We start from the raw sequence: 24,565 nt of genomic DNA, 5'->3' as shown, positions 1-24,565 counted from the left end.
AAAATAAGCTCCTAGATATTTAGGCCCTAGGTTTAAAGAAAAAATAAGGGCGTTAAAACAGAATAGTAAAAGGGATTAGATACCTAAACGCTCACGCTGATAAGTACCATCTTGAACATTCTGGCACCATTCTTGGTTAGCTAAATACCATTCAACTGTTTTACGTAGACCAGTCTCAAAAGTTTCTTGTGGCTGCCAATTAAGCTCAGCACTCATTTTGCTTGCATCAATGGCATAGCGACGATCGTGGCCGGGTCTATCTGTAACATAGGTAATTTGCTCAGCATAAGGCGTGGTTTTAGGCACTAATGAATCTAAGATTCTACAGATGGTTTGTACCACTTCTAAGTTCTGCTTCTCGTTATGACCACCAATATTGTAGGTTTCACCAATTTTGCCCTCAGTAACTACTTTATAAAGTGCGCGAGCATGGTCTTCAACATATAGCCAATCACGGATCTGATCGCCTTTACCATAAATAGGTAATGGCTTGCCTTCGAGGGCATTTAGGATAACCAGCGGGATCAACTTTTCAGGAAAGTGATACGGGCCATAGTTATTGGAACAATTGGTTACAATCGTCGGTAAGCCATAGGTACGTAGCCATGCACGTACTAAATGATCGCTTGATGCTTTAGAAGCAGAATATGGACTGCTTGGGGCATAGGGCGTGCTTTCAGTAAATAAAGGTAGCTCTTGTTTTACTGCTTGGCTTTCTTGCTCATCTGGGTGTGGTAAATCACCATACACTTCATCGGTTGAAATATGATGAAAACGAAAAGCTGATTTACGCTCACCATCAAGTTGCATCCAGTAATGGCGTGCAGCTTCAAGTAGCGTGTAAGTACCCACAATATTAGTTTGAATAAAATCTGCTGGGCCAGTAATTGAACGGTCAACATGTGACTCTGCAGCCAAATGCATAACTGCATCGGGTCGGTGTTGTGAAAAGACTCTATCCAGCTCAGCACGGTCACAAATATCGACTTGCTCAAATGCATAACGCTCACTTGCCGCAACACTTACAAGTGATTCTAAATTGCCAGCATAAGTCAACTTATCAAGGTTAATTACGCTATCTTGAGTATTGCTGATGATATGACGAACGACTGCTGAGCCGATAAAACCAGCGCCGCCAGTAACTAGTATTTTCATTATTTACTACCAATAATTGTTGAACGTAACCATTTTGATGGTCAATGAAGGGGGACAAACACTGAAATTTTTCACTTTTGTACCTCAGCTTTTCAAACCCAGCGGAGACACTTTTATTCATTTTGAGACAGCTTTATCTTTGCTATCCCACGTAAAGCCTAGGTTTTACCGTTTTTCTGAAAACAGTCCCAATAGGCCCTTAAATCTCTAGTTTTGCTCTTTTCTCATAAAATGCCTTACCAGCACCAACATCACACCTAACATACCGCCGAGCATAGTGCCTAGTACGCATATTAGTGCGCGTTTAGGTTTAGCCTTTTCCTCAGGCGCTAATGCGGGATCGATAGTTTTGAATACATATTCATCACGTACTTCGGCAAACATAATCGTTTTAGCCTGCTCTTCGATCAGTTTATAAAGTACGGTTTTGATATCTGCGACATTGGTTAAGGCGATTTGTTGATTTAAAAACTCAGTACTGCGGTGCGCTTCTGCAACATCACGGTCTTTCATCACTTTATTAATATCTTGGATTAACCAAGTGACCCATTGCTGGGAAACGGTTGGGGATAAGTGCTCTACCGAAATAGTCACCATTGCAGTCTCTTTATCTTTATTGACAGCAATCATTTTACTGAATTCTTTATAGGCTTCTTGCATAGATGGCTCAGGTTTAAATGGTGGTTCTACATCGCGCACCCAAGTATTTGTTTGCTCGTTGTATAACTCAGGGTCATAGATAATCTTATCCGTATCCCTATCCCATTTTTTCGCAGCCATTAAATCAGCAAGAATATTATGCTTTTGAATAAACTCACTGGTAAATTGGCGGGATTTTAATACTTCAATCGCAAGCTGGGTTTTATCAGTACCACCTTTACCACCGAGATTAACCCCTGCAAGGCTAGCTAAACCACCAAACTGTGAGGCTAAGGCACTTAAGCCACCGCCCTGCTCCTCTGATGCGGACGCTAACAAAGCCTCGGATTTATAAATATTGGGCTGTAAAATAGCAAAGACTACAGAGGCAATGGCAAAAACAGTAGTTATGGCAATAATGAGCCATTTGCCTTGCCAGATAACCGAGAATAATTCACGAAGGTCGATTTCATCTTCTTGTACTTGCGGAAATCTAGCATCGGATTGATAGGTATTTGGATTTTGAGTAATTTGTGTGTTCATTGGTTCTTCAGATTCTAGATTCTAGTACGCTGCGCGGCGAGAGCGCTGCGCTTCTATAAAGGCAAAAGCTTAAAGCAGAGCGGGCTGCGCCCTTATAGAAAGAGCAGAGCGTCGCTTCGCGACTTCTAGATTCTAAAGCCACGTAGTGGCGTTCTAGAGGCCGAAGGCCGTTGTAGAGCAGTGCTCTTTGCTGCGTTCTTCTTAGCTTTTACTCTTACTTTGCTTTTGTTTGATAATTGCACCTAAGATTTTGGCTAATTCTTTTGCTTCTTGAACCATAAGTAACGCGGGTTCCTTTGCCAAATATCCAACTTCAATACCTATATAAAGTTGGGTGACTAGCTCTCCTAGAGAGCCTTTGGCATAGTACAAAAAGCGAATTTGATCTTTTAGTGTTTCACGCTCTTCACCTTACTCGGTACATCCATGTACCTTACTTCTTCGAGACCGATGCTAAAGTCACATCGTTCAAAAGTTGCTCCTGCACTTTTGTCAGCAATATTTGAAGGGACAGATAATCCTGAACGGGTTATTTGATCTTTAAAACCCCAATTACTTACTGATTCTGTCACTTGATATATTTGACAAGATAATCTCGAAGCTCTTTTCCAAACATCCAGTTGTTCGAATCGCATGAGAGCTCCTTTCAGTCGCGAGAATCGAGGATAAGCAGAGCGTCGCTACGCGACTTCTAGATTCTAGAACCACGCAGTGGCGTCCTAGAAGCCGAAGGCCGTCCTAGATTCTAGTTTCTATATCCCCGATATTGCGGATACTGCAACGGCGGTGTTGTAGATAATGCTCGTTACTTGAGTCCACAACGTTAGATTATCTTTGTATTCGGTATCTAATGGTACAACTATGGTATCACCAGGTTCCATTGAGCTACCGCCAGTAAACCACATTGAAGATTCAGGCATTTGTACCGCGCCATCGGCTTTTAATATGTAAGTACGTGATTCGTCAGCACGTTTACGTGGACCGCCGGATAAGGCTAAATACTGCTCAAAGTTTAAACCGGGTTTAAAGCGATGAGTACTTGGGTGCTGTACTTGACCCATAACAGAAACCGTCTGGTTAGCAGGTGGAATGTAGAGTGCATCTGCATCCTCTAGCATTAAATCGGCACTTTCGATACCTAATTCAATCGCATTGATATCGACAACTAAGCGACCAACCGTTTTAACGTTTTCCAACTGATTTAACATCATTTGTGCGTCGTTATAACCAACGGTAGGCGTGTCTTTGGTCAAGGCTTTTGCCGCAATCTCACGGCGCAATTCATCGGCAAGCTTAGCAAGCTCTTGCTGTTCTTTCTCTTGAATAGATTTGCGCAAAAAGACCGCACTGCGTGGTGCTGCATCACTCGTCATACCACCAGCACGAGCCAGCACTTGTTTTAAAGTTTCGCCGCGCTGGATACTGTAAGTGCCAGGGAATTTAACTTCACCTTTAATGGTGACCCAACGAGTTTCTTGCCAATCTGGCAAAGTACGTACAGTTAAGATGTCACGGCTTTGCAGTTTGATATTGGCCGCCGGATCATTTTGCATAACGCGGTCTAAACTAAGCTGTACATGTTCTACACTGACACCGTTTTGCTCAGACACTTGTTGGCGAGTCAGCTCTGCAGATAGGGTATATGCTCCTTCCTCTAATCCACCGGCTGCGATGAGTAACTCTTTTACATCGGCATTAACTGTTATTGGATACTGGCCAGGAAAGCGCACATTACCATTAATGTTAACTAGCTTCGCTGCATCACCAAAACGGCTTTGCTCTTTTAGCTTTTTGATGATGGGCTTAAGCAGAGCTTCACGGTCAGCATAGTCAAATACGATGACTGAATCACGTGGTTTTAGCTCAAGGTTATAATGTGATTTGGGTTCACCAATCGCGCGACCGAGGTTAATACGCTCGACTTCGATATCGCCACGTTGGTTGATTTCTCTTACCAACAAGCTGTAATCCAAGTCTGCCGAGATGGTTAAATCGCCCCAAATTGAAGGCAATAAATCGGCAACGGTTAGGCCATTTGTCCATTGATATTTACCAGGGCGTATTACAGCACCAGACACCGTAATGGCATTATCAATACGGCTTGAAGCTGAGCGCACATTAAGCAAGTCGCCATTTTTAGCTAACGTACTTAAACCTGAATTTTCGGTTAAATCTACGCTTACCACGGTTTTTACAGCTTCACGACTATAACGTTCGATAGTACTGGCTTTAGGATAAGCACCTGGGTTTAAGCCACTGGCCATGTTAATCACATCAGCCATGGTTTCATTATTTTTAAGTTCGTAAATGGCAGGGCGACGCACTTCGCCAATGACACTCACTGTGCCCCCGGTAGATGGAACAAAGACCACATCACCGGATTGTAATCGCATATCACCCGAAGCATCGCCGCGAAGCAATAAATCATACAAGTCTAAACGGCCAATAGTTTTACCAGAGCGCTTTAATTGGATATCACGCAAGCTACCAATTTCATTCACACCACCCGAAATAAACAAGGCTTGGGTAATAGTGGATAAACTAGATACAGTATAGGATCCTGGCTTGTAAGCGTCACCCGCCACAAAAATCCGAATAGAACGCAACTCACCCATAGTGATATTAGACTCAATGCCTATCATGCTTTGGCTTATCTTTTGCTGTAATAACTCCCGTGTTTCAGCAAAGGTTAAACCTACTAGTGAGATAGGCCCCAAGTTAGGGAATTGCACTGCACCATCACGGCCCACGGTTAACGTGAACTGATTATTTTCTTTACCAAAAAACTGCACATTTAAGGTATCACCTGGGCCCATCATGTATTCAGCAGGCACTGGTACGTCAGAAACGGGAGCAAACGTACTTGGAGAACCCGCAAATAAGTCATAGCCAAAGCGTTTTAGCTGATTTTCTTTCCTATCTTCGATAGCTTCAACTTTAGCTTCCGTTTTGGTTGCCTGGTTAAGTTTATCGTCCTCAGATTGATCGACAACATTGTTTGTCGCCGCACGCGGCGTCACCACTGTTGGGTTTTCAACAACAGTAGCAGTAGTTGAGGCTCCCGTGATCATTGATGGATCAATACCGTATTGGCGAGCTAAACGCTCTTGCTCTGACTTAGGTAATTGTTTGAATTGCTCTATCATCTGCGGAGAGGGCGTAATAGCTTGCGCCTGTGCGCCCATCAATATAGTGGCAGTGATGCCAACTAATATTGCGGTTTTGGGAACCGCTTTGATGTATTTTTTGAATTGTTGTAACACCAGATATCTCCGATTGGGTAAAAATGATGGAAAACATTAAAAACGTTAAAGGCTGATTGGGCTTCGCCAAGCGAGAACAATGTACTTCTCAGTTCTAGACTCTAAAAGCGAACTTACAAGCGTTTCAGAGCGGCGCTTTGAGCTATAACTTTGAGGCCGAAGACCAGCAAAGCAGCGCAGTTCATCGAAACCTGACACGCTACCAATCTGCGTGCCAGACAAGACCTTCTGCATTCTTCGCTTAACGAATGAAACTATCGATTTGATGTCATTCAGACACGCTACCGCCCATGGATTGCGGTCTCCAAAATCCCCTTCGCAACGCGAAAAACCTTATTTTTCAATTGGTCACACTAAGTTTTGCACCAATTTCAAATTCTATTAGAACCTAAATCTAAGTAGAACTTAACTTCAAGCATGGTTAAGGATAGCACTCAGAAAGGATATGATTTATCACATATCCTAATTAAATCATGCGTGTACTCTCTTGCTGCTTAAATGCTGTACAAAATGATACTTATTTATTTCTTTTAAAGGCGCAAAATCCTGCACCAAAACCGAAACATATATTTTACATATTGCGCTATAGAAAATTTAAGCATTGCAACGGGTAACCCGCTATTTTGCGGACAACTAAAGCAAGATACTTAATTTCAAAGCATGCTATAGCCTTACAACAGAATCCTGAGGAACAGTAACGACTTTGCTCTGCCCCATAATATTAAACAACACATGACAGCGCTTGTTCGGGCATTTCTCTTGAAAAATACCTTCTAAGTCCACAAAAGGCCCATCTTTAAAGCGAATTTTTTCCCCGGTTTTTAGTTCTAGTTCGTGGTCTAAAACCGCTTGGGAAGGCGTTAATTCTTTCATGCGAATAGCGTGAATAATACGATCGTCTATAGGCGTCATTTTTTCCTGACAATTGACGATTCGGCTCACGCCGCGAGTAGAGTTGACCTGCTTAACACTGGTTTGGCTTGGGTCGAAATTGATGAACAGATAATTTGGGAATAGAGGTACGCGACAGATCCGCTTCTGCCCGCGTTGAGATTTTTCTTCAGAAACCATCGGTAAGTATGTCTCTAAATTTTGAAGCGCTAAGTTCTGTTGTGCCCTCGCTTCACTTCGAGGTTTACAATACAAAAGGTACCATGCCTTCATCTACTAATCTCACTACCCTATGTTAAGTGACGTCCATTCACGGCTCGCAATCATAGCAAAGTTGTGAATAGGGATGGAAGCAGTTTTTTGGCGCAAAAGGATTGCCGCTCGGTATATGAACAATGATGACTTATATTAGTAAAATCAGCATTAATCGGCCTTTGCCGTAAGTTGCAGATAATCTCACCAGTTAGCAAGCCAAAATTGACTTTAGCCACTTTTAAAGGGTATATAAGGTGGGATTTTAGCGAAATCGTTCAATTTAATGCTATAAAATATTACTTTTATTATAAGAACGTAACAATAACTCATACCAAAGCCGCCGTAATTCAACAAGTTACTCTTGCTTTAAAGCTTTAGTAAACCAACGAATTCACAGTGGATAAATGAGAAGAGCAACAACCATTTTTCTGTGGTGACATCATCCTGTTACAGGGGCGCCACAGGCAATCACGAGCTTAAGGTGGAAACTTCATGAGCGTAGCAAAACCACAAGGGACGATGCTTGGTCATCCCAAGGGCCTGTTCCTTCTATTTACAACAGAACTGTGGGAACGTTTTAGTTATTACGCAATGCGCGCCATTTTGGTGCTGTATTTAGTGGACAAAGTGCAGAGTGAAGGGGGACACGGTTTAGGTTGGACGCAAGCCGATGCGATTTCACTCTATGGTACATTCACTGGCCTAGTTTACTTAACGCCGCTTATCGGTGGCTGGTTAGCAGACACCTTTTTAGGCCAACGCCGCGCGATTATGATTGGCGGTACTTTAATGGCCGCAGGTCAATTTATTCTCGGTACGCCGCACGCTTGGGTACCAGGTATGGAAACCGAAGTTTTCTATGTCGGCTTAGGTACCTTGATCTTAGGTAACGGCCTGTTCAAGCCGAATATCTCTACCATGGTGGGCGATTTGTACGAAGAAGGCGATCATCGCCGTGACGGTGCATTCACCATTTTCTACATGGGGATCAACGTCGGTGCTTTCCTATCGGGTATTATCGTAGGTTCTGTGGTGGCGGCTTATGATGGCAACTTCCAAGCCGGCTTTATCTGTGCCGGTATTGGTATGATCCTGTCATTAATCATCCAACTTGTGTTTGCGCAAAAGTTACTTGGTGATATCGGTAGAACCCCTGCGGCTAAGCTTGAAAAGCAAAAAGCGGCAGAAAAAGGCGAAGTTCGCAAAGAGCCACTCACCAAAGTTGAGCGTGACCGTATTAAAGTCATCATGGTGATGGGCTTATTTACCATCATCTTCTGGGCGGGGTTTGAACAAGCTGGCGGCTTGATGAACCTGTTCACGAATGACTTTACCGACCGTATGATCGGTACTTGGGAAGTTCCAACCACTTGGTTCCAATCCTTAAACGCGATGTTTATCGTGATTTTCGCACCTGTTGTAGCCTCGATTTGGGTACGTTTAGGTAAGAATGAACCGAACTCCCCTGTTAAGTTTGCTTTAGGCTTAGTGTTATTAGCCGTTGGCTTCTTATTCATGATCGGTGCCGTTGTTGAGATGGGTGGCGATGCTTCAGCGAAATCGAGCATGTGGTGGTTAGTCGGTGCTTATTTCTTCCACACCATGGGTGAGCTTTGCTTATCACCAATTGGTTTATCTATGGTGACTAAGCTAGCCCCATTACGTATAGCTTCATTAATGATGGGTTCTTGGTTCCTGTTCGTTGCTGCTGCTAACAAGATTGGTGGCGTAGTGGGTTCATTCATCGGCCACGGCGGTGAAAAAGAAGAACAACTCGCCAATGCAATGGCCATTTTCTCGGGTATCGCGATTACTGCTGCGCTTTCTGGTGTGATCTTATACTTCATGGCCGACAAACTTGTGGATTGGATGCATGGCGCAGAAAGCAAGCATCACAACGAAGCCGAAGCGTTAGAAGATGAAATTGCCGTTACCGGTGAGCATGAAGCGATTAAACGTTAATATGCTTTAGGTTCAATCAATAAAAAACGCTGCCATGGCAGCGTTTTTTATTTGTCGCATAGAAGATTAACTTAAGCCATCGAGCTAATTTCCAATTACATTTCTGGTTAATAGTCGATTTTAGAATCATCGCCAACCTTCACATTCGTTGTCATAGATACGCACAAAGTCACTGTCGTGGCATAGTGAATTTCCCCACAGTTATAGACTTAATTGCATAAAGCCACCCGCTGGTAACTGTGAATCATAAACAAGGCCTTTAAATTGGTTTTCTAAGAGTTGCTGCTTGTGTTCAGGCTCACTGGTCGCAATACAGAGCTGCTCCTGCGGCAATATAGTGCGAAACTGAATGCTCGGTTTCCCCCAATCTAACATCCCCAATTGTAAGCTCTCAGAAAGCGCTAATGGGCTCAAACCTTCATCATTACGCAAATAACACCTCAGCCCCTTACCAGCTTGCGCAATCGCGGCGCGATAGCGTGTTAATTCGATAGCGACATAAATAATATCGACTGTGATATCGAGGCCAGATTTGACTAAACGCTCGTTCAAATAACTTAACATATTGAAGGGCTCGATAATGGTCTTGCTTTGGCCACTACGATAACTTTTGAGCTTTTGGTTAACAAAACTGCGCAGCAATACACAGGCAAAAGCCGCTCTATTATCTTCGGGATAGAGATGGGCCATGTACATGATGAGGTAGTCACTACCCACCATAGTGGAATCAATAAAGTAACTGCTGATATCGCTACTCTTAAACAGACTGTAATCCACCTTGGCTGTGGGATAGCTTATGTTAGAGGCAGGAAATAGCTGCTGCTGAACTTGCTTAGCTGCCTCGACACTTTGTTCTAACAGAACCAAGTTATCCTTAAGCTCTTGATTAGATAAAGCATCAAACTCGGCTTGAGTCACATCATCAGAATGGTGTCGTTGCAACCCCTGTTTTATCGCTTGTTCGATGATAAATAAATCGGGGACGGGTTTAACGAGATAATCACAGGCACCAACACGCAGAGCTTCAACGACATCCGCCATTACGTTATTACCAGAGACCACAATTGAAGGCACCAGCGGCTCTAATTTACTCATTTCCTTGAGCATATCGAGTCCACCGAGTTTAGGCATGCTGAGATCGGCAAGAATGATATCGAAACGTTGTTGCTTAAAAATAGACAGTCCCTGCTCACCATCGCAGGCCTGCACAACTTCGGCACCGCGCCCAATAAGAAATGTGGCGACGATTTGCCTAAAGACCGGGTCGTCTTCGACCCAAAGAATAGAAACATCATTTAACGCCATAAAGATTCCCGAATAACATTCATTGCGATAGCAATAACTCAATCATGACATCGGAAGAATCATTCAATACGGCAAGGGCTTGGCTGCAAAAAAGGATTTACAGCCAAGTACAGCGCATAAGCTTACTCAAGTTCCTGCATGTACTGATCGAGCAACTCATCATCTTCTTGTTTTTGAGGAACATTGCCATCATAGACTTTATAGTCCATGTGTTGTAAGTACGCATCTTTCACAAAGGTATAAGGATCGAGCGCATTATCAACAAGCCTTTCTTGGTCAATCGCCGACGCTCTCGCATGAAGACTCTTAAGTCCCCATTTAACAATGGATTGCCACACTGTTAGCTCAGATAGTGGAAAGTATAGACCATCAACCCAATCCGACGCGAGTTCTCGCACGACATAGGGGCCGGCAAAGGGAGCCATAAAATACGGTCCGTTTGGCACGCCGTAGTAGCCTAGCACTTCGTTAAATTCATCTTGCTTGCGTGGCATCCCCATCATATCGGCCACATCAAATACCCCGAGTAACCCGATTGTGGTGTTCACCGTAAAACGGCCACCTGCATTTGCCGCCCAGCCCCATTTACCCTGTAAGGCGTTGTTAACTAGGCTACTCGGTTCTTCCAAATTTTGTACGAAGTTGTTTATCCCCGTTTTTGCGGGCAATGGCAGATAATCGTTATATCCATGTGCGACAGGACGATAAATATACCGGTCTAAATACAGATAGTTGAAATCCCACATTGCACGGTTAAACCCCTCAAAGGGATCACGCGGGTCATCGTAAGTAATCTTTACTGCTGAAGCCGTATCCTTTGGAGTAGTCTCAGGTACAGTCGCCTCTGCCCCATACACCTTAGGCAGTAATGCAATTCCTAAAAGTACCCCTAGCCATTTCAACTTCATATTGCTCTCTTAAATAAATGTACTGCTTAGATATCGAGTTTTGCTAAAGTGACCAAGGACAAGTGACGATAAAAGATTATTCACCTGAGTGGCATACTCTAGTATGACAGAGAAACTGTCGTTGTTTTTACAAAGCGCATAAGCATACTTGGCAAAACATTTTGGTCAATTGTTAATTTTTCAAAATAGCGTGCCGTTAGATACACCAACAAGGGCCTCACATGGAGTCAATTCCACTTATTAATACCGCTAATGCGCAATTAATCACTCCAGCCTCTTCAAACGATGCCGTGAGCGTACACTCACGTCCCCTTCCAGCTGAAGTGCAAGTCTCCCCCGAGGGCGATAGTATTATTCTAAACGGTACAGAATATAATTTAAAGCTTGTTAATGCACAGCAAAGACAAGCCTTGATTGTGGCGAGTAGTTTCTTAGTGAATCCAATTACCCCAAAAGCCACTGCCAGCACGAGTGCCAATAGCACTGTCGCTAACGCACAATTACTGACGCTAGGCGCGACACTGACCCTAAAATTACCCGAAGCGATAGCGCAACTTGCGCAGCAAAATGGCATCTCCCTGGATAAGCTCTATACCCTAGCGGCTAGGCCGCAGGGATATCCGCTACCCAATGTCACTGTTACAACAAAAGAATTTCAATTTGCCAACGGGACTGTGGTGCCACAGGATCCTGGTACTCGACTCAGCACTGGAGAATATCAAGCTAAAATAAGCCTCTCGCAAGGAAGGCCTATTTTAGTCCTGACCCCAATACTGAGCAAACTTGAAATCCACATTGGCGCGCCAATAAATGAAACTCAACTTCCCATTATTGATAAACAAGCAGCTAATGTGGTCATCACTAAAACTGAGCCTGCTCAGATAATTGCTGCATTTTTACGTAAACTTGAAGGAATTGCACCACAGGCCGAGCCATCAAATGCAGCGAAGCCTAGTACTCAAGCACCTGTGTCCTCGGAGAATAAAGCTGCCAATATGCTAGCTCCTTCTTCCGCAACAGATATGCCAAGCAGCAAAATCAATGTATCGGCCGCTAATCCTCAAACCAGTCTACAAGCCAATACTGAACCTAAGCTGACTGTTGTAAATCAAACGTTAAATACCACGGCGCAATCGCAAGAAACTTCCCAAGCTCAGCAAAAAGCACAAGTGCTTGATGCTAAGACGTTAGAATCCAAGGCCTTTGAATCTAAGCCACTAGAATTAAAACCTTTAGAAGCTAAAACTATGGGATCGGGGGCGAACAATCTCGATAGCAATCGAAATTCACTTTTAGCAGCCAAGGCTCAACAGGATCTCCCCCCTACAAGTTCCACTAAAACTGGCTTAGTCGGTAACGAGTTGCCGCTGAGTCTCAAACCACAGGCGATGGAGGCTCAATTAGGCGAAAAAACAAATAAGTCCACCGAGGCACAAATCAGTGTCAATGAGGTGCTACAGAAAGCTTTTACCAAAGCCGGTGCCTTGCCGTTAGAACAAATGCTCGCGCGCGGCGGAGCAAATCTCGCGGCGGAGTTATTAAAACATTTGCCCCATCTAAGCCCGCCAACATTAGGGCAATTAAGTGAACTGAGCGAATTAAAGGACGCTATGCTTGGGCTCTCAGCCTTAAACCTTGCCGCGCCACAGCTTAGTCAACCCGCCGTGTTTATGAATGCCAATGCGATTACCTCGCTATTTCAACTATTGTTGGGGTTTAGGGCCAATAATGGCAACAATACGGTCAGCCAGAAGCTGGCAGATTACCTAGAGCAATTACAGGCTAAAACAGGTTTATCGACCAATCAGCTTGGACAATTGAGTAAAGCCGGAGGGCTTGAAAGCATGGGCCAACTGGCCTCGAGCTTACACCTTTATCAGCAGGCAAGCGGCGAAAACAACGGCAATCTGGTATGGTTTTTTGCCCTGCCCTATGGGATCAATCAACGGCATGAACAGCTCGAAGGAAAATTTGAACGAGATGCCAATGATGACGAACAACAAAAGCACAAAGGTTGGCATCTGCAATTGAAGTTTAATCTTGCACAGGGGCCGCTGCTAATTTCGGCACGCTTCCATCAGCAAGTGTTAGATATTCAATTTAAAGGTAATAGCCAACAACTGCTCAATCGCGTTGATAATTTTTTAGCTCCCCTAGGTCAAAAATTATCCCAGCTAGGCTTTACGCCAGGGGAGCTTTCAACGCAAATTGCCCAAGTGCCGGCGACACTGCTCCCGGGCGATCATTTTTTAGTGAAAACACGTGCTTAAAATCGAGAACGAATGATGAATGAAGAACCCAAAACCCAGCAAGCCGTCGCCTTAAGTTACGATGGGAAACATGCCCCTAAAGTCGTGGCATCAGGGGAAGGATTGGTTGCAGATGAAATTATTGCGCTCGCAAAAGCATCAGGCGTTTATATTCATCAAGATCCCCACCTGAGTAATTTTTTGAGATTACTCGAATTAGGTGAGGAAATTCCGAAAGAACTGTATCTGCTTATCGCAGAACTGATTGCCTTTGTGTACATGTTGGATGGCAAATTTCCTGAGCAGTGGAATAACATGCACAAGAAAATTGTAGAGAAAGCCTAAAATAAGGAATGTGCGACTTTGCAGCCTATTTTCGATGAAGGCGAATTAACAACTCAGCCTCGGCTTTAGGTAACTCACACTCTTTAATCAGTTCGTCCACCCCCGCACCTAACGCGACCATTTTCATCGCTCGGGTATAGAGTTTGGCTTGAGGATCCTGCTGCGTCGACTCTTCGATACGCTCAGATTGTTGATGTAAGCGCTTCTCAAGCTCGATAACACGTCGTCCCATGCCGATAGTGCCGCTGCGAAGCTCCTGCAACTCCCGTTTAAAGGACTCACGTTGGCGATCGCCTTCTTTGACCAGTACAGTTAACGCTTCAACTTTACTGCGCAACTTACTCAATTGTTTTTGGAGATAAAGGACTAACCCTAAACACGCAATCACATAAACTAAGGCTGCGATTAAAAATTCATCGCCCATTAATCATCCTTACGCATCACAATAAACTGAAATCAACAATACAACGGGTTCACCAAACGGCAATCATAATGGTTAAACAATGGCGAAATAAACCGTTTGCATTTTGAAAAGCAAGGACGACAGATTAACTAATCTGTCGTCTCATCATGGAAGCTTAGAGCTGATTTAACTCAGCCCATTCTTCATCGGATAATAACTTGTCTAAATCGACGAGGATCAGTAGCTCGTTATCGCGATTGCTCACGCCTTGGATAAATTTGGCGCTTTCTTCAGTGCCGACATTCGGGGCATTATCAATTTCAGAGCGGCGCAGATAAACTACTTCGGCCACACTATCCACCAAAATACCGATTACTTGTTTCTCAGCTTCGATAATCACGATACGAGTCGAATCATCCACTTCCGCCGATTGCAGACCAAAACGTGATCGTGTATCGATAACAGTCACCACATTGCCGCGCAGGTTAATGATCCCTAATACGTAATGGGGGGCGCCAGGCACAGGGGCGATCTCGGTGTAACGTAGCACCTCTTGCACCTGCATCACATTGATACCATAAGTTTCGTTGTCTAACTTAAAGGTAACCCATTGCAATACTGCATCATCTTTACTTGCAGCCACGGCCGCGACATTTCTTGTATCTTTCATGTTTACCTCAACCAATGGAGTCCTGACAGCCTAAACCCGCATCAAGCATTTCAACTAAGGCTTGTACGTGCAAAATGCCACACATTTGTTCTTTCACTACACCAGCCAACCAAGGACGTTTCCCCGCTTTGCTGCGCCAGTTTACTTGCGATTTATTAATTTTTACTGCATTAACGAGGGACTCACAAGCTAATCCCCAATTACTGCCTTCTAATAATACAAGATATTGATAATTTACCGATTGCGCCAGTTTATCCGTGTATTTTTCTGGCATCACCCATGCACAGGTATCAACCAGATTTAACTGTTCTTCCCTATGGGTTTGCACCCCTAAAAACCAAGAAGGGCGACCGATAATATGATTAATCCGCTCAACCTTAACGATCCCACCCAAACTCACTAAAGGCACAGCTAAGGTTAACCCTGCCACTTTAAAGAATAGTACTTGAAACTCATCATCGAGTACTTCTTGCAGGTCTTTTGTGATACTTGGAGGGGCAAACCCCACCTGAGTCTCGGGTGTTGTCTCAATGATTATCTCGTCATCTACGACAGTGGATGGCTGCTCAATGGTGACGCTAGCGTCGCTTTCGGGTAGCGAAGAGATACTCTCTTGGCTCTCCTCAGGCGCCTTATCCATCTCGGGCGCGACTTCGCTCAACACTTCCGCAGGCTTATCCTCAATCACCACCGTTTTTAATACCGGCGCGAGGAGTTTCTCCAAAGCCTGCTTATTAACTAATGGCGCAGGCTCATCAAGATGAGACATATTGCTGACAGACTTTGCCTTCTGTGGCTGCACTTCGGTAGCAATGGTCACGCTCGCGTGCACTTTAGCCTGACTGTGCTCGGCTAAAATGGCGTCATCGAGTAATTGTGCTTCATTTTTTTTGCCAACCAGTGGTGCCACAACTTCATGTTGAGGCGCATTCGGGGAAGCCACAGCTTTGCTGTCTTCTTCATGCAGCAATAATTCAAAAAAATCAAAAACAGTTTCATCAACCGATTTTGACATGGCCAAACTCCCCAGCTAAAAGAAAATCTAATAATCGCTCGTAAGCTTTTACGCCACGACTGCCGCTTGCATAATGGGAAGCGGGTAAATGTGCCAAACTGGCGTCTCTAAACTTAGTATCTACGGGGATCACATCTCGCCAAAGGCTGTCACCATATTGTTCACTCAGCACCTGTAAGGCAGCAGGTGATGCCTTGGTACGTTTATCGTACATAGTGGGTACGACGGTATAGCTATAACGGGTTTTCTTTGACCGCCCCATGATCTCCATGGTTTTGACCATGCGCTCAAGCCCTTTAATGGCCAAAAACTCGGTTTGCACGGGGATCACTATGTGTTGACTGGCCGCCAGTGCGTTCACCATTAATACCCCTAACACGGGTGGGCAGTCGACAATCGCCACATCGTATTCATCGGCAACCAGTGCCAATAAATTACGCAGCACTAACCCCATGCCCTCTTGATGTCCGAGCGCTCGGTCTAACGTGGCTAACGCCATCGTAGCGGGCAGTAAATCTAAACCATCGACTAAGGTGGGCACTATGTGGGACTTAACTAAGTCAGTCGTCAGACTTTTATGCGCCACAAACACGTCAAATAGCGAACCAGGAACCTCTTCAGAGTCAATGCCAAGGTAATAACCAAGCGATGCATGGGGATCGGTATCAATCATCAGTACACGTTTACCCCGTTTAGCGAGCGCGCCCGCTAAACTGGCTACTGAAGTGGTTTTTCCAACCCCACCTTTTTGATTCGCAATGGTCCAGACTTTCAAAGAACTGACCTCTTTAATGTTGATTCTCGGCTATTTATCATGCCCGTTTGAGCAACGACAAGCACTACTCGCCTTCCCTTGTGGTCACTCTTATGCCGCCGTTAGGCAAACTAATGACTTTGACCCCATCGGCATTTTCTGAAATCACCACGGGAACATTACTCGACTGAGGTTGTGCTTCCGTAGCAGCAGCCGATGAAGCTTCTGTACGCAGAGACTCAGGCACGGGATCGACAGCAGTTTGCTGCTGCGACGGTTTATCCTCTACCGGTTTCTCAAGCGTCGGCGGAATTTTTGCATCGGATGCCGAGAACGCCTCAGGGCCCAGCGTCACCGCCTTTTGCTCTCCCGGTGAAGCCAACTTTAACATTGCTTTGGTTTGATCCGGATGGGAAGCGAGCCAAGACGCAATCGCCTGTGCCTGTTCATCCGGCACCATGAGCAAAATCTGTGTCGACTCCAATCGCTTTACATCATCGCGTAATGCAGTGATTTTTCGATGATAGTCGAGACTTAACGCGCCGAGGCACAATATTGCGATCGCCATTAACACTATGATAAGCACAATATTTGTGCTTATCGGTGTTTTCGACTTAGCCACGCGCAGACTCTTTTAAAATCGACTCCGCCATGTTATCCAGAGAAATTGACTGAGTGGCGATACCCGCACTGGCCACCGCCTGCGGCATACCATAAACCACGCAGCTGGCCTCATCCTGAGCCCAAATAGTTGCACCCGCTGATTTCAGCATACGCGCACCTTCGCGGCCGTCGGCTCCCATGCCCGTCAGCACGACCGCCAGCACATCCCCGCCATAGGCTTTAGATGCTGAGGCAAAGGTAATGTCGACGCAGGGTTTGTAATTCATCTCAGCGCTACCCGCCAAGACTTTGACACGGCCAGTAACACCAGCGCGCTCAACCATCATTTGCATTCCACCTGGCGCAAGATAAGCGCAACCTGGACGCAATACATCACCATTAGCCGCTTCTTTCACTTCGATCTTACACAAACCGTTTAAACGGTTCGCAAAAGCGGGGGTGAAAGCCGCAGGCATATGCTGGATAAGCAAAATAGGATGAGGATAATTTGCTGGGAACTGAGTCAAAATCTTCTGCAAGGCGACAGGCCCGCCCGTCGATGTGCCAATCAGCAATAATTTATATTGCTTACCACTTGGGCGAATCGAGGTTGCAGGTGAAGAACGCACAGGCGCTGGCGCAGGTTGCGCATGGGTAGCAGTGCCGCCTAATACGGCATTCGCACTCTGGCGAGGTGGCGGCGTAGGCGCCGTTGGACGCACCGTAGGGCGGAAAATCCGGCGACGACCTAAGGCTTTCACTCTTTGCTGCAATAATAGAATCGCTTCGTCTTTATTGGTCGCAATGTCTTCAAATCGCTTAGGTAAAAAATCGAGCGCCCCCGCATCGAGGGCATCTAGCGTGGCTTTGGCGCCATCGTGGGTCAATGAAGAAAACATCAAAATCGGTGTAGGACATTTCGCCATGATCTCACGCACGGCCGTAATACCGTCCATGACAGGCATTTCAATATCCATTGTAATGACTTGAGGATTTAGCTCGGCAGCCATCTTCACCGCTTCGGCCCCGTTAAAGGCCGTCGCGATCACTTCCAGTTCAGGATCTTGATTGACTATTTCACTAACACGTCGTCTAAAAAAACTTGAGTCATCAACGACTAATACTTTAATGGCCATTCCATTCCTTATTGGAAACTAACTTTTATTTTTCGCATAATGCTTTAATAAACCAGGGACATCCAAGATGAGGGCAATGCCACCGTCGGATGTGATTGTCGCCCCCGCCATACCCGGCGTGCCATGCAACAATGCTCCCAAAGGTTTAATCACCACTTCTTCTTGTCCAATTAAAGCATCAACAACAAAACCAATTTGCATCATTCCCAGCTGTACAATGACCACATGGCCGTGTTTCTTATCACCATGTTTAAAGCTGGTTCTATTGCGATGTAACCACTGCTCCAGATAGAAAAGCGGTACGGCCTTGTTGCGGACAATCACTGTCAGTTGTCCATCGACAATATTGGTCTTGGTGAGATCGAGATGGAAAATCTCATTCACACTGGATAAAGGCAACGCAAACACCTGCTTGGCAACGTCCACCATTAAGGTCGGCATAATCGCCAAGGTCAGCGGTACTTTAATTTCAAGTATGGTGCCCTTGCCTTTCATCGAGTCGATATGAACGGTTCCGTTAAGTTGGGTAATACGGGTTTTCACCACGTCCATCCCAACACCACGGCCGGAAATATCTGAAATCTCCACCTTAGTCGAGAAGCCAGGCGCAAAAATCAGGTTATAAGCTTCGCTGTCGGTCATCCGCGCCGCGGTATCCTCATCGAGTACCCCACGCTTGATGGCAATTTGCTTTAACTTTTCAGGATCCATACCTGCGCCATCGTCTTCGATTTTTAGCAGGATATGGTCACCCTCTTGGCTTGCAGACAGAGTGATGGTACCTGTTCTTGGTTTGCCGCTGGCCTCACGGTCATTGGGCATCTCAATACCGTGATCTACCGAGTTTCGCACTAAGTGCACTAACGGATCAGCGAGCGCCTCAACTAAGTTTTTATCGAGATCGGTCTCTTCACCCACGAGAACTAAATCAATTTCTTTATTCAGAGTACGGGCTAAATCGCGTACAACCCGAGGGAAACGACCAAAAACTTTCTTGATGGGTTGCATGCGCGTTTTCATCACCGCGCCCTGCAAATCTGCTGTAACCAAGTCTAAATTCGCTAGCGCCTTAGACATTTCCTCGTCATCACGACTAATACCTAAGCTCAATAAGCGGTTACGCACTAACACTAACTCACCGACCATGTTCATGATTTGGTCGAGTCTCGCGGTATCGACGCGAACAGTTGTCTCGCCCTGAGGTACGTTAGCAGAGGCTGCTGCCGCTGCTTTAGCAGGGGCTTTTTCAGCAACCGCGACATCAGTTTTGGCTTTTACCGCAGGAGGGGTTGCTGGTGCAGCAACACTGGCTTTAGGAGCGGCTGGCGTAGAAGACGCGACGGCACTTGGAGGCGCTTTAGCGGGCTCGGCTTTAGCTGGAGCAGATTCGGCTTTCGCAGTCACTTTTGCAGGTGCACCGCCTTTACCGTGTAACTCATCGAGGAGACGCTCGAACTCATCTTCAGTGATTTCGTCCGAATCAACCGCTGGAGCGGCAGGTTTGGGGGCCGCGGCAACTGCTTCAGCTTTTGGCTTGGCAGGCTCTTCCACTTTACCTTTAAACTTACCAGAACCGTGCAGCTCATCGAGCAGCGCTTCAAACTCGTCATCGGTAATATCATCGCTAGCGCTTGCGGATGTCGCTTGAGGCTTATTTTGCACCGCAGGGGCAGCATCGGCTTGTGGAGCAGAAATTCCTGGGCCTTTTCCGGCGCCGTGCAACGCATCGAGTAATGCTTCAAACTCCGCTTCATCGATTTCATCGATACTGGAATCTGAAAGCTCTGATTTCTCAATCGGCATTTCTTCAACGGCGGCAACTTCAACCACTGTTTCTATGACAGGTTCGGGCTCAGGTTCTGGCAATGGTTCAACTTCGGCACTACTTTGACCTGACTCGGAAGGAAGCGGCTCACCGGAGCTGAGCATTTTCAATTTAGCCAATAATGCAGGATCTGCTGGGTCTTGTTGCTCGCCTTGTTGGGTTTGAGCAAACATAGTGTTAATCGCATCGACAGCCTGAAGAATGATGTCCATTAACTCTGCGGAGACACTGCGCTTGCCAGTGCGTAATAAATCGAAGGTGTTTTCTGCTTCGTGACAGACATCCACCATGGGAGTGAGACTAAGGAAACCCGCACCGCCCTTTACAGTATGAAACCCCCTGAAAATGGCATTTAGCAAGTTAGTATCATCAGGATTGTTTTCAAGCGCGACCAGCTGCTCTTGCAGCAACTCAAGAATTTCGCCCGCTTCAATTAAAAAGTCCTGGAGTATCTCTTCATCTACATCAAAGGCCATCAAATTGACTCCCAGTTAGAAACCCAGACTCGACAGCAGATCATCGACTTCATCTTGACCGGTAACGACGTCTTGACGAAGCTCGGCATTCATTATCGGTCCTTCAGCTTCAATATTATTTTTCTGAGTAATCTGACTCTCAATCACGGGTTGCTCACCAAATACTGTCAGCATAGACACCAGATTACTTTCAACTTCCATCACTAGATCGATCACCCGCCGGATCATTTGTCCAGTCAGGTCCTGAAAATCCTGCGCCATCAAAATCTGGTTGAGCAATTCGCGTAAGCGATTGGAATCCAATTCGCTACGTGACATCAAATGCTGCACATTGTGGCAAAGCGCTTTAAAATCGCTCAGAGCGATTTCACGGCGCATCAATTTGTCCCAAGAAGGCATCACTTGTTGAATATTCGCCGTTAATGCATTAGCGAGCGGCAAGCACTCTTCTACCGCATCCATGGTTTTATTCGCTGCTTGCTCGGTCATGTCAATGACATAACTTAGCCGTTCCTTAGCATCGGGAATTTCGGTATTCGCAAGTTCAACCAAACGATTATCAACTTGGAAATCCATTAATGCGCTGTGAAGTTGCCTTGTCAGTTTACCAACTTCATCAAAGAGCTCCCGTTGAAGTGGAGCCGCGAGTTCCCTAAATAAATCATCTGCTTGAGCTTGTTCATTTGCGCTTAATAGTTCAACTAAACGCTGAGCCTTCTCGAGCGTAATGAGCCCTGATGTTTGTGACTTCATAGCTCATCCCTGCTTAAGCGAGTCGTTCGAATATTTTATCTAACTTCTCTTTAAGTGTTGCTGCGGTAAAAGGTTTAACCACATAGCCGTTAACACCGGCTTGTGCGGCAGCAATAATTTGTTCACGTTTTGCTTCAGCGGTAACCATTAATACGGGTAAATGCTTAAGGGAATCGTCAGCCCGAATAGCCTTCAGCAAATCAATACCCTGCATACCTGGCATGTTCCAGTCTGTCACGACAAAATCAAAGTCGCCCTTTTGTAACATAGGCAGCGCAGTTGAGCCGTCGTCTGCTTCTTGGGTATTGTTAAAGCCCAAGTCTCGCAACAAGTTCTTGATGATACGTCTCATTGTCGAAAAGTCATCAACGATGAGAATCTTCATATTCTTGTCCAAGGTTTCCTCCGGTGAGCCGACATTCTGTGCTCAATAAATAATTATACTTATGTCCAATGCTTGAGTTTGCCTTTGAGCCGCAACATTGCCTGACTTAATATCTGGCTAACTCGCGATTCACTTACCTCAAGAATGGCGCCAATTTCTTTTAAATTCAATGCTTCATCGTAGTATAACGATAGCACTAGCGCATCTCTTTCGGGCAATAATTTTATCGCCTCAACTAGTGCTGAATGAAACTGGGTTTCTGCTAACGCTTCATATGTACCATCACTGACATTATCGCTCGAAGTGAGTATATCCTGCGATACGCCTAAGTCTTCTATCCCTATGATTTTACCAACAGAAACATCGTTAAGAATATGATGGTACTCATCGAGCGTCATATCAAGTTTTTCTGCAATTTCTGTGTCGCGTGCATCACGACCCAACACTTGCTCTAACTCATCAATGGCTTGAGCAACTCGACGATTATTACGATGAACAGAACGGGGAACCCAGTCGCCACGACGGATCTCATCCAACATGGCGCCACGGATCCGTATGCCGGCGAAGGTTTCAAACTTTGCACCTTTGCCACCATCAAACTTGGATGATGCTTCTAATAACCCCATCATCCCCGCTTGAAGCAAGTCATCGAGCTGCACTGAGGCAGGTAATCTGGCGAGCAAGTGATGTGCAATTCTTTTAACCAACGGTGCATACTGTTCAACGATTGACGTTTTACTGTCTAAACAAGTATACGCTGCGGCTTTATTCACTCGTTTTTTCCTCTTGAAAATCTGGTCGCTGAACTAAACGCTCAACGAAAAACTCCAAATGCCCACCAGGTTGCTGTGGTACTGGCCAGCTCATGATTTTATTCGCTAGGCCATGGTACGCAATCGCAGCTGGAGACTTAGGATAAGCCTCAACCACTAACTTTTGTTTACGCACTGATTTGCGAAGGTTTTCATCAAACGGAATGGTCGCAACCAGTTCGAGTGCCACGTCCAAGAATCTGTCGGTCACTTTACTGAGTTTAGCAAACAATTCCATACCTTCGCGCAAACTGCGCACCATATTAGCAACAATTTTAAAGCGGAAAACGCCGTGTTCGCGGCTGAGAATTTTGATTAACGCATAGGCGTCAGTGATAGAAGTTGGCTCGTCACAAACAACCACCAACACATCCTGTGACGCACGGGAGAAACTGAGTACCATGTCAGAAATCCCCGCGGCAGTATCCACGATGAGGATATCAAACTGGGTGCGCATCTCACTAAAAGCACGAATTAAGCCCGCATGTTGCGCAGGGCTCAACTCTACCATGCCTTGAGTTCCTGAGGTCGCAGGGACAATGCCTATGCCCTTAGGACCACGGACGATAATATCATCCAGCTCAGCATCGCCAGAGAGTACATGGGAAAGGTTACGTTCAGCACGGATCCCTAACATGACATCGACGTTTGCTAAGCCTAGGTCGGCATCAAGCACTAAGACACGCTTGCCCTTTTCGGCTAATGCTACTGCGGTATTGATAGACACGCTGGTTTTACCCACGCCACCTTTACCACCCGTAACCGCGATTACTTTCACTTTTTCGTTATAGGGTTGATTCATCATACGTAAACCACTTGCTTGATCCAGGGTCATAACTCTACTCAAATGCACAGGTCATATTATCTGACCACGCTGTGTCTGGTAACGATTGTTGTTCAGTGTTTTCTAAGGCCGCTAACGCCTGCTCTGCGAGCAATAAAGTATCGGCAACTTTCATATCTTCGGGCACTCGCTGCCCATCCGTAACATAACTTAATGGCAACCCACTTTGGATCAACACACTTAATGCACCCGCTAACGACACGGACTCATCGAGTTTGGTGAGTACAACACCAGATAATGGAATGCGTTTAAAGTGATTTACAGCATCCTGTAGCACACGGCGCTGTCCTGTGGCAGACAGTACCAGATAACTGCGGATAGGTATTCTGCTATTTGCAGTTAAATTATCAAGTTGCTGGTAAAGCCGCATATCTCGTTGGCCCATTCCTGCGGTATCTATCAATACTAGCTTGCGATTTCTGAACTGATACAGTATTTGCTCTAGCTCAGCAAGATCATGGGCTTGCTTAACTGGGCATCCCATAATTTTGCCATAGGTGGCCAATTGCTCATAGGCGCCAATACGATAATGATCTGTCGTGATCAAGGCGACTTGATCCGCACCATGATGGGCGGCGAAACGAGCCGCTAATTTGGCTAAAGAAGTGGTTTTGCCTACACCCGTTGGGCCAACCAGCGCTACAACGCCACCTTGCTTAACGATATCATCGCCTTGATTATCAAGCATATTAGCTAGACTTTGTGGCAAGGCACGAACTAATTCTGCCGGGGTATAGTGTTGACTAAGCGCCGCTAACTTGTTCGCAACAGCAGGCGAAAACTCCGCTTCCAGTAACTTTGACTCCAGCATCGCACCCACAGGGTCGATACGTTTTTTGTGTTCAGTCATCAGCGCAGACACTTGATGAGTAAGCAAATTGCGTAAGGATGCTAACTCATCACGCATCGCTTCAATATCCGCATTTTGCTTCTGTGAAACCTGCGGCTTCTTATCGAAAGCCTGTCCCATATCTCGGCGCTCAGCTTTTGGCGCGGCTGGAGCTTGTAGACCTTGTGCCCACGCAGGCAATTCGGCGTCTTGCTGTTGATGGGTGAGCTGTTGGTTTAAACGGCTTTGTTGCTTCTCGAGCAATGCTTGGAGAGAGTCTGCTGGCGCCGAGGGTTTTAACTTAGTTTCAGCGCGAATCGGCGCTTTAGCACCGAGCGACACTAAGTCATCACTCACATCCATAAAAGTCGGTGCAGCGGCAGGCGCCTTCGCTTTGGGCTCGTCATAGTCAACGGCGGCCACAATCTCAATGCCGCCATTTACCTTTTTATTCGACATAATCACGGCATCGGAGCCGAGCGTGTCCTTCACTTGGGCCAGTGCAGCACGCATGTCTTTGGCAAAAAAACGTTTAATCTTCACTT

At 45.7% G+C, this 24,565-nt stretch carries 21 protein-coding genes and 1 pseudogene; 3 read left to right on the top strand and 19 right to left on the bottom strand.

Annotated features, from left to right (window positions below):
* Window positions 1-75: 75 nt before the first annotated feature.
* The 5 genes and pseudogenes from rfbB to rfaH form a co-directional block, all read right to left on the bottom strand.
* Complete coding sequence (gene rfbB, locus N7386_RS06880) at window positions 76-1,155, bottom strand: dTDP-glucose 4,6-dehydratase (RefSeq protein ID WP_279767668.1); 1,080 nt, start codon at window positions 1,153-1,155, stop codon at window positions 76-78.
* Window positions 1,156-1,362: 207 nt separating this feature from the next.
* Window positions 1,363-2,337, bottom strand: a complete 975-nt coding sequence (locus N7386_RS06875) for a Wzz/FepE/Etk N-terminal domain-containing protein (protein WP_279767667.1) — start codon at window positions 2,335-2,337, stop codon at window positions 1,363-1,365.
* 201 nt (window positions 2,338-2,538) lie between these two features.
* Window positions 2,539-2,972, bottom strand: a pseudogene (locus tag N7386_RS06870) (four helix bundle protein).
* Between the two features lie 117 nt (window positions 2,973-3,089).
* Window positions 3,090-5,600 carry an SLBB domain-containing protein gene (locus tag N7386_RS06865; RefSeq protein ID WP_279767648.1) on the bottom strand — a complete coding sequence of 837 codons (2,511 nt, stop codon included), beginning with the start codon at window positions 5,598-5,600 and terminating at the stop codon, window positions 3,090-3,092.
* A 663-nt stretch (window positions 5,601-6,263) separates the two neighbouring features.
* Window positions 6,264-6,764, bottom strand: a complete 501-nt coding sequence (gene rfaH, locus N7386_RS06860) for a transcription/translation regulatory transformer protein RfaH (RefSeq protein WP_011716442.1) — start codon at window positions 6,762-6,764, stop codon at window positions 6,264-6,266.
* Between the two features lie 474 nt (window positions 6,765-7,238).
* Between rfaH and N7386_RS06855 the strand changes: the two genes are divergently transcribed.
* Window positions 7,239-8,708, top strand: coding sequence for a peptide MFS transporter (locus N7386_RS06855; RefSeq protein WP_279767646.1), 1,470 nt, complete (start codon window positions 7,239-7,241; stop codon window positions 8,706-8,708).
* 201 nt (window positions 8,709-8,909) lie between these two features.
* Here the strand turns inward: N7386_RS06855 and N7386_RS06850 are convergent, their stop codons facing one another.
* Both N7386_RS06850 and N7386_RS06845 read right to left on the bottom strand, forming a co-directional pair.
* Window positions 8,910-10,013 carry a response regulator gene (locus tag N7386_RS06850; RefSeq protein ID WP_279767644.1) on the bottom strand — a complete coding sequence of 368 codons (1,104 nt, stop codon included), beginning with the start codon at window positions 10,011-10,013 and terminating at the stop codon, window positions 8,910-8,912.
* 122 nt (window positions 10,014-10,135) lie between these two features.
* On the bottom strand, window positions 10,136-10,921 hold the full coding sequence (locus tag N7386_RS06845) for a VacJ family lipoprotein (RefSeq protein ID WP_279767642.1): 786 nt from the start codon (window positions 10,919-10,921) through the stop codon (window positions 10,136-10,138).
* Window positions 10,922-11,142: 221 nt separating this feature from the next.
* Between N7386_RS06845 and N7386_RS06840 the strand changes: the two genes are divergently transcribed.
* On the top strand, window positions 11,143-13,191 hold the full coding sequence (locus N7386_RS06840) for a flagellar hook-length control protein FliK (protein ID WP_279767640.1): 2,049 nt from the start codon (window positions 11,143-11,145) through the stop codon (window positions 13,189-13,191).
* A gap of 15 nt (window positions 13,192-13,206) precedes the next feature.
* Window positions 13,207-13,515 carry an EscU/YscU/HrcU family type III secretion system export apparatus switch protein gene (locus N7386_RS06835; protein ID WP_086903746.1) on the top strand — a complete coding sequence of 103 codons (309 nt, stop codon included), beginning with the start codon at window positions 13,207-13,209 and terminating at the stop codon, window positions 13,513-13,515.
* A 25-nt stretch (window positions 13,516-13,540) separates the two neighbouring features.
* Here the strand turns inward: N7386_RS06835 and N7386_RS06830 are convergent, their stop codons facing one another.
* The 12 genes from N7386_RS06830 to flhF form a co-directional block, all read right to left on the bottom strand.
* The gene (locus N7386_RS06830) at window positions 13,541-13,939 is read right to left on the bottom strand and encodes a DUF2802 domain-containing protein (RefSeq protein WP_011622093.1); all 399 of its coding nucleotides are present in this window, start codon (window positions 13,937-13,939) and stop codon (window positions 13,541-13,543) included.
* Between the two features lie 154 nt (window positions 13,940-14,093).
* Window positions 14,094-14,588, bottom strand: a complete 495-nt coding sequence (locus tag N7386_RS06825; RefSeq protein ID WP_011073088.1) for a chemotaxis protein CheW — start codon at window positions 14,586-14,588, stop codon at window positions 14,094-14,096.
* Window positions 14,589-14,595: 7 nt separating this feature from the next.
* Window positions 14,596-15,603 carry a chemotaxis protein CheW gene (locus N7386_RS06820; protein ID WP_279767617.1) on the bottom strand — a complete coding sequence of 336 codons (1,008 nt, stop codon included), beginning with the start codon at window positions 15,601-15,603 and terminating at the stop codon, window positions 14,596-14,598.
* On the bottom strand, window positions 15,587-16,378 hold the full coding sequence (locus tag N7386_RS06815; RefSeq protein WP_086903718.1) for a ParA family protein: 792 nt from the start codon (window positions 16,376-16,378) through the stop codon (window positions 15,587-15,589). The genes N7386_RS06820 and N7386_RS06815 overlap by 17 nt, the downstream gene beginning before the upstream one ends.
* A 64-nt stretch (window positions 16,379-16,442) precedes the next feature.
* Window positions 16,443-16,958: a hypothetical protein gene (locus N7386_RS06810; RefSeq protein ID WP_041412972.1), complete on the bottom strand. Its 516-nt coding sequence runs from the start codon at window positions 16,956-16,958 to the stop codon at window positions 16,443-16,445.
* Window positions 16,959-16,971: 13 nt separating this feature from the next.
* Window positions 16,972-18,096 (bottom strand): chemotaxis response regulator protein-glutamate methylesterase, encoded by a 1,125-nt coding sequence (locus tag N7386_RS06805; protein ID WP_279767614.1) that lies wholly within the window; start codon window positions 18,094-18,096, stop codon window positions 16,972-16,974.
* Window positions 18,097-18,114: 18 nt separating this feature from the next.
* Window positions 18,115-20,397, bottom strand: coding sequence for a chemotaxis protein CheA (locus N7386_RS06800; protein ID WP_126512830.1), 2,283 nt, complete (start codon window positions 20,395-20,397; stop codon window positions 18,115-18,117).
* Between the two features lie 15 nt (window positions 20,398-20,412).
* Window positions 20,413-21,150 (bottom strand): protein phosphatase CheZ, encoded by a 738-nt coding sequence (locus tag N7386_RS06795; protein ID WP_011622087.1) that lies wholly within the window; start codon window positions 21,148-21,150, stop codon window positions 20,413-20,415.
* A 13-nt stretch (window positions 21,151-21,163) separates the two neighbouring features.
* Window positions 21,164-21,547: a chemotaxis response regulator CheY gene (gene cheY / locus N7386_RS06790; RefSeq protein ID WP_007649667.1), complete on the bottom strand. Its 384-nt coding sequence runs from the start codon at window positions 21,545-21,547 to the stop codon at window positions 21,164-21,166.
* Window positions 21,548-21,594: 47 nt separating this feature from the next.
* Window positions 21,595-22,308 carry an RNA polymerase sigma factor FliA gene (locus N7386_RS06785; protein WP_011716431.1) on the bottom strand — a complete coding sequence of 238 codons (714 nt, stop codon included), beginning with the start codon at window positions 22,306-22,308 and terminating at the stop codon, window positions 21,595-21,597.
* Window positions 22,301-23,182, bottom strand: coding sequence for a MinD/ParA family protein (locus tag N7386_RS06780; protein ID WP_011622085.1), 882 nt, complete (start codon window positions 23,180-23,182; stop codon window positions 22,301-22,303). Before N7386_RS06780 ends, N7386_RS06785 begins: the two co-directional genes overlap by 8 nt.
* A gap of 4 nt (window positions 23,183-23,186) precedes the next feature.
* On the bottom strand, window positions 23,187-24,563 hold the full coding sequence (gene flhF / locus N7386_RS06775) for a flagellar biosynthesis protein FlhF (protein WP_109286380.1): 1,377 nt from the start codon (window positions 24,561-24,563) through the stop codon (window positions 23,187-23,189).
* Window positions 24,564-24,565: the final 2 nt, after the last annotated feature.

The organism is Shewanella sp. GD04112 (assembly GCF_029835735.1).
Lineage (GTDB): Bacteria > Pseudomonadota > Gammaproteobacteria > Enterobacterales > Shewanellaceae > Shewanella.
The sequence above is the reverse complement of the archived record's forward strand: the minus strand, read 5'-3'. Positions and strand labels throughout refer to the sequence as shown.

Bases quoted from the DNA above. Each gene is read 5' to 3' on its own strand.
- rfbB (WP_279767668.1), bottom strand. From the start codon at position 1,155: ATGAAAATACTAGTTACTGGCGGCGCTGGTTTTATCGGCTCAGCAGTC.
- N7386_RS06875 (WP_279767667.1), bottom strand. From the start codon at position 2,337: ATGAACACACAAATTACTCAAAATCCAAATACCTATCAATCCGATGCT.
- rfaH (WP_011716442.1), bottom strand. From the start codon at position 6,764: ATGAAGGCATGGTACCTTTTGTATTGTAAACCTCGAAGTGAAGCGAGG.
- N7386_RS06855 (WP_279767646.1), top strand. From the start codon at position 7,239: ATGAGCGTAGCAAAACCACAAGGGACGATGCTTGGTCATCCCAAGGGC.
- N7386_RS06850 (WP_279767644.1), bottom strand. From the start codon at position 10,013: ATGGCGTTAAATGATGTTTCTATTCTTTGGGTCGAAGACGACCCGGTC.
- N7386_RS06845 (WP_279767642.1), bottom strand. From the start codon at position 10,921: ATGAAGTTGAAATGGCTAGGGGTACTTTTAGGAATTGCATTACTGCCT.
- N7386_RS06840 (WP_279767640.1), top strand. From the start codon at position 11,143: ATGGAGTCAATTCCACTTATTAATACCGCTAATGCGCAATTAATCACT.
- N7386_RS06835 (WP_086903746.1), top strand. From the start codon at position 13,207: ATGAATGAAGAACCCAAAACCCAGCAAGCCGTCGCCTTAAGTTACGAT.
- N7386_RS06830 (WP_011622093.1), bottom strand. From the start codon at position 13,939: ATGGGCGATGAATTTTTAATCGCAGCCTTAGTTTATGTGATTGCGTGT.
- N7386_RS06825 (WP_011073088.1), bottom strand. From the start codon at position 14,588: ATGAAAGATACAAGAAATGTCGCGGCCGTGGCTGCAAGTAAAGATGAT.
- N7386_RS06820 (WP_279767617.1), bottom strand. From the start codon at position 15,603: ATGTCAAAATCGGTTGATGAAACTGTTTTTGATTTTTTTGAATTATTG.
- N7386_RS06805 (WP_279767614.1), bottom strand. From the start codon at position 18,096: ATGGCCATTAAAGTATTAGTCGTTGATGACTCAAGTTTTTTTAGACGA.
- N7386_RS06800 (WP_126512830.1), bottom strand. From the start codon at position 20,397: ATGGCCTTTGATGTAGATGAAGAGATACTCCAGGACTTTTTAATTGAA.
- N7386_RS06795 (WP_011622087.1), bottom strand. From the start codon at position 21,150: ATGAAGTCACAAACATCAGGGCTCATTACGCTCGAGAAGGCTCAGCGT.
- N7386_RS06780 (WP_011622085.1), bottom strand. From the start codon at position 23,182: ATGACCCTGGATCAAGCAAGTGGTTTACGTATGATGAATCAACCCTAT.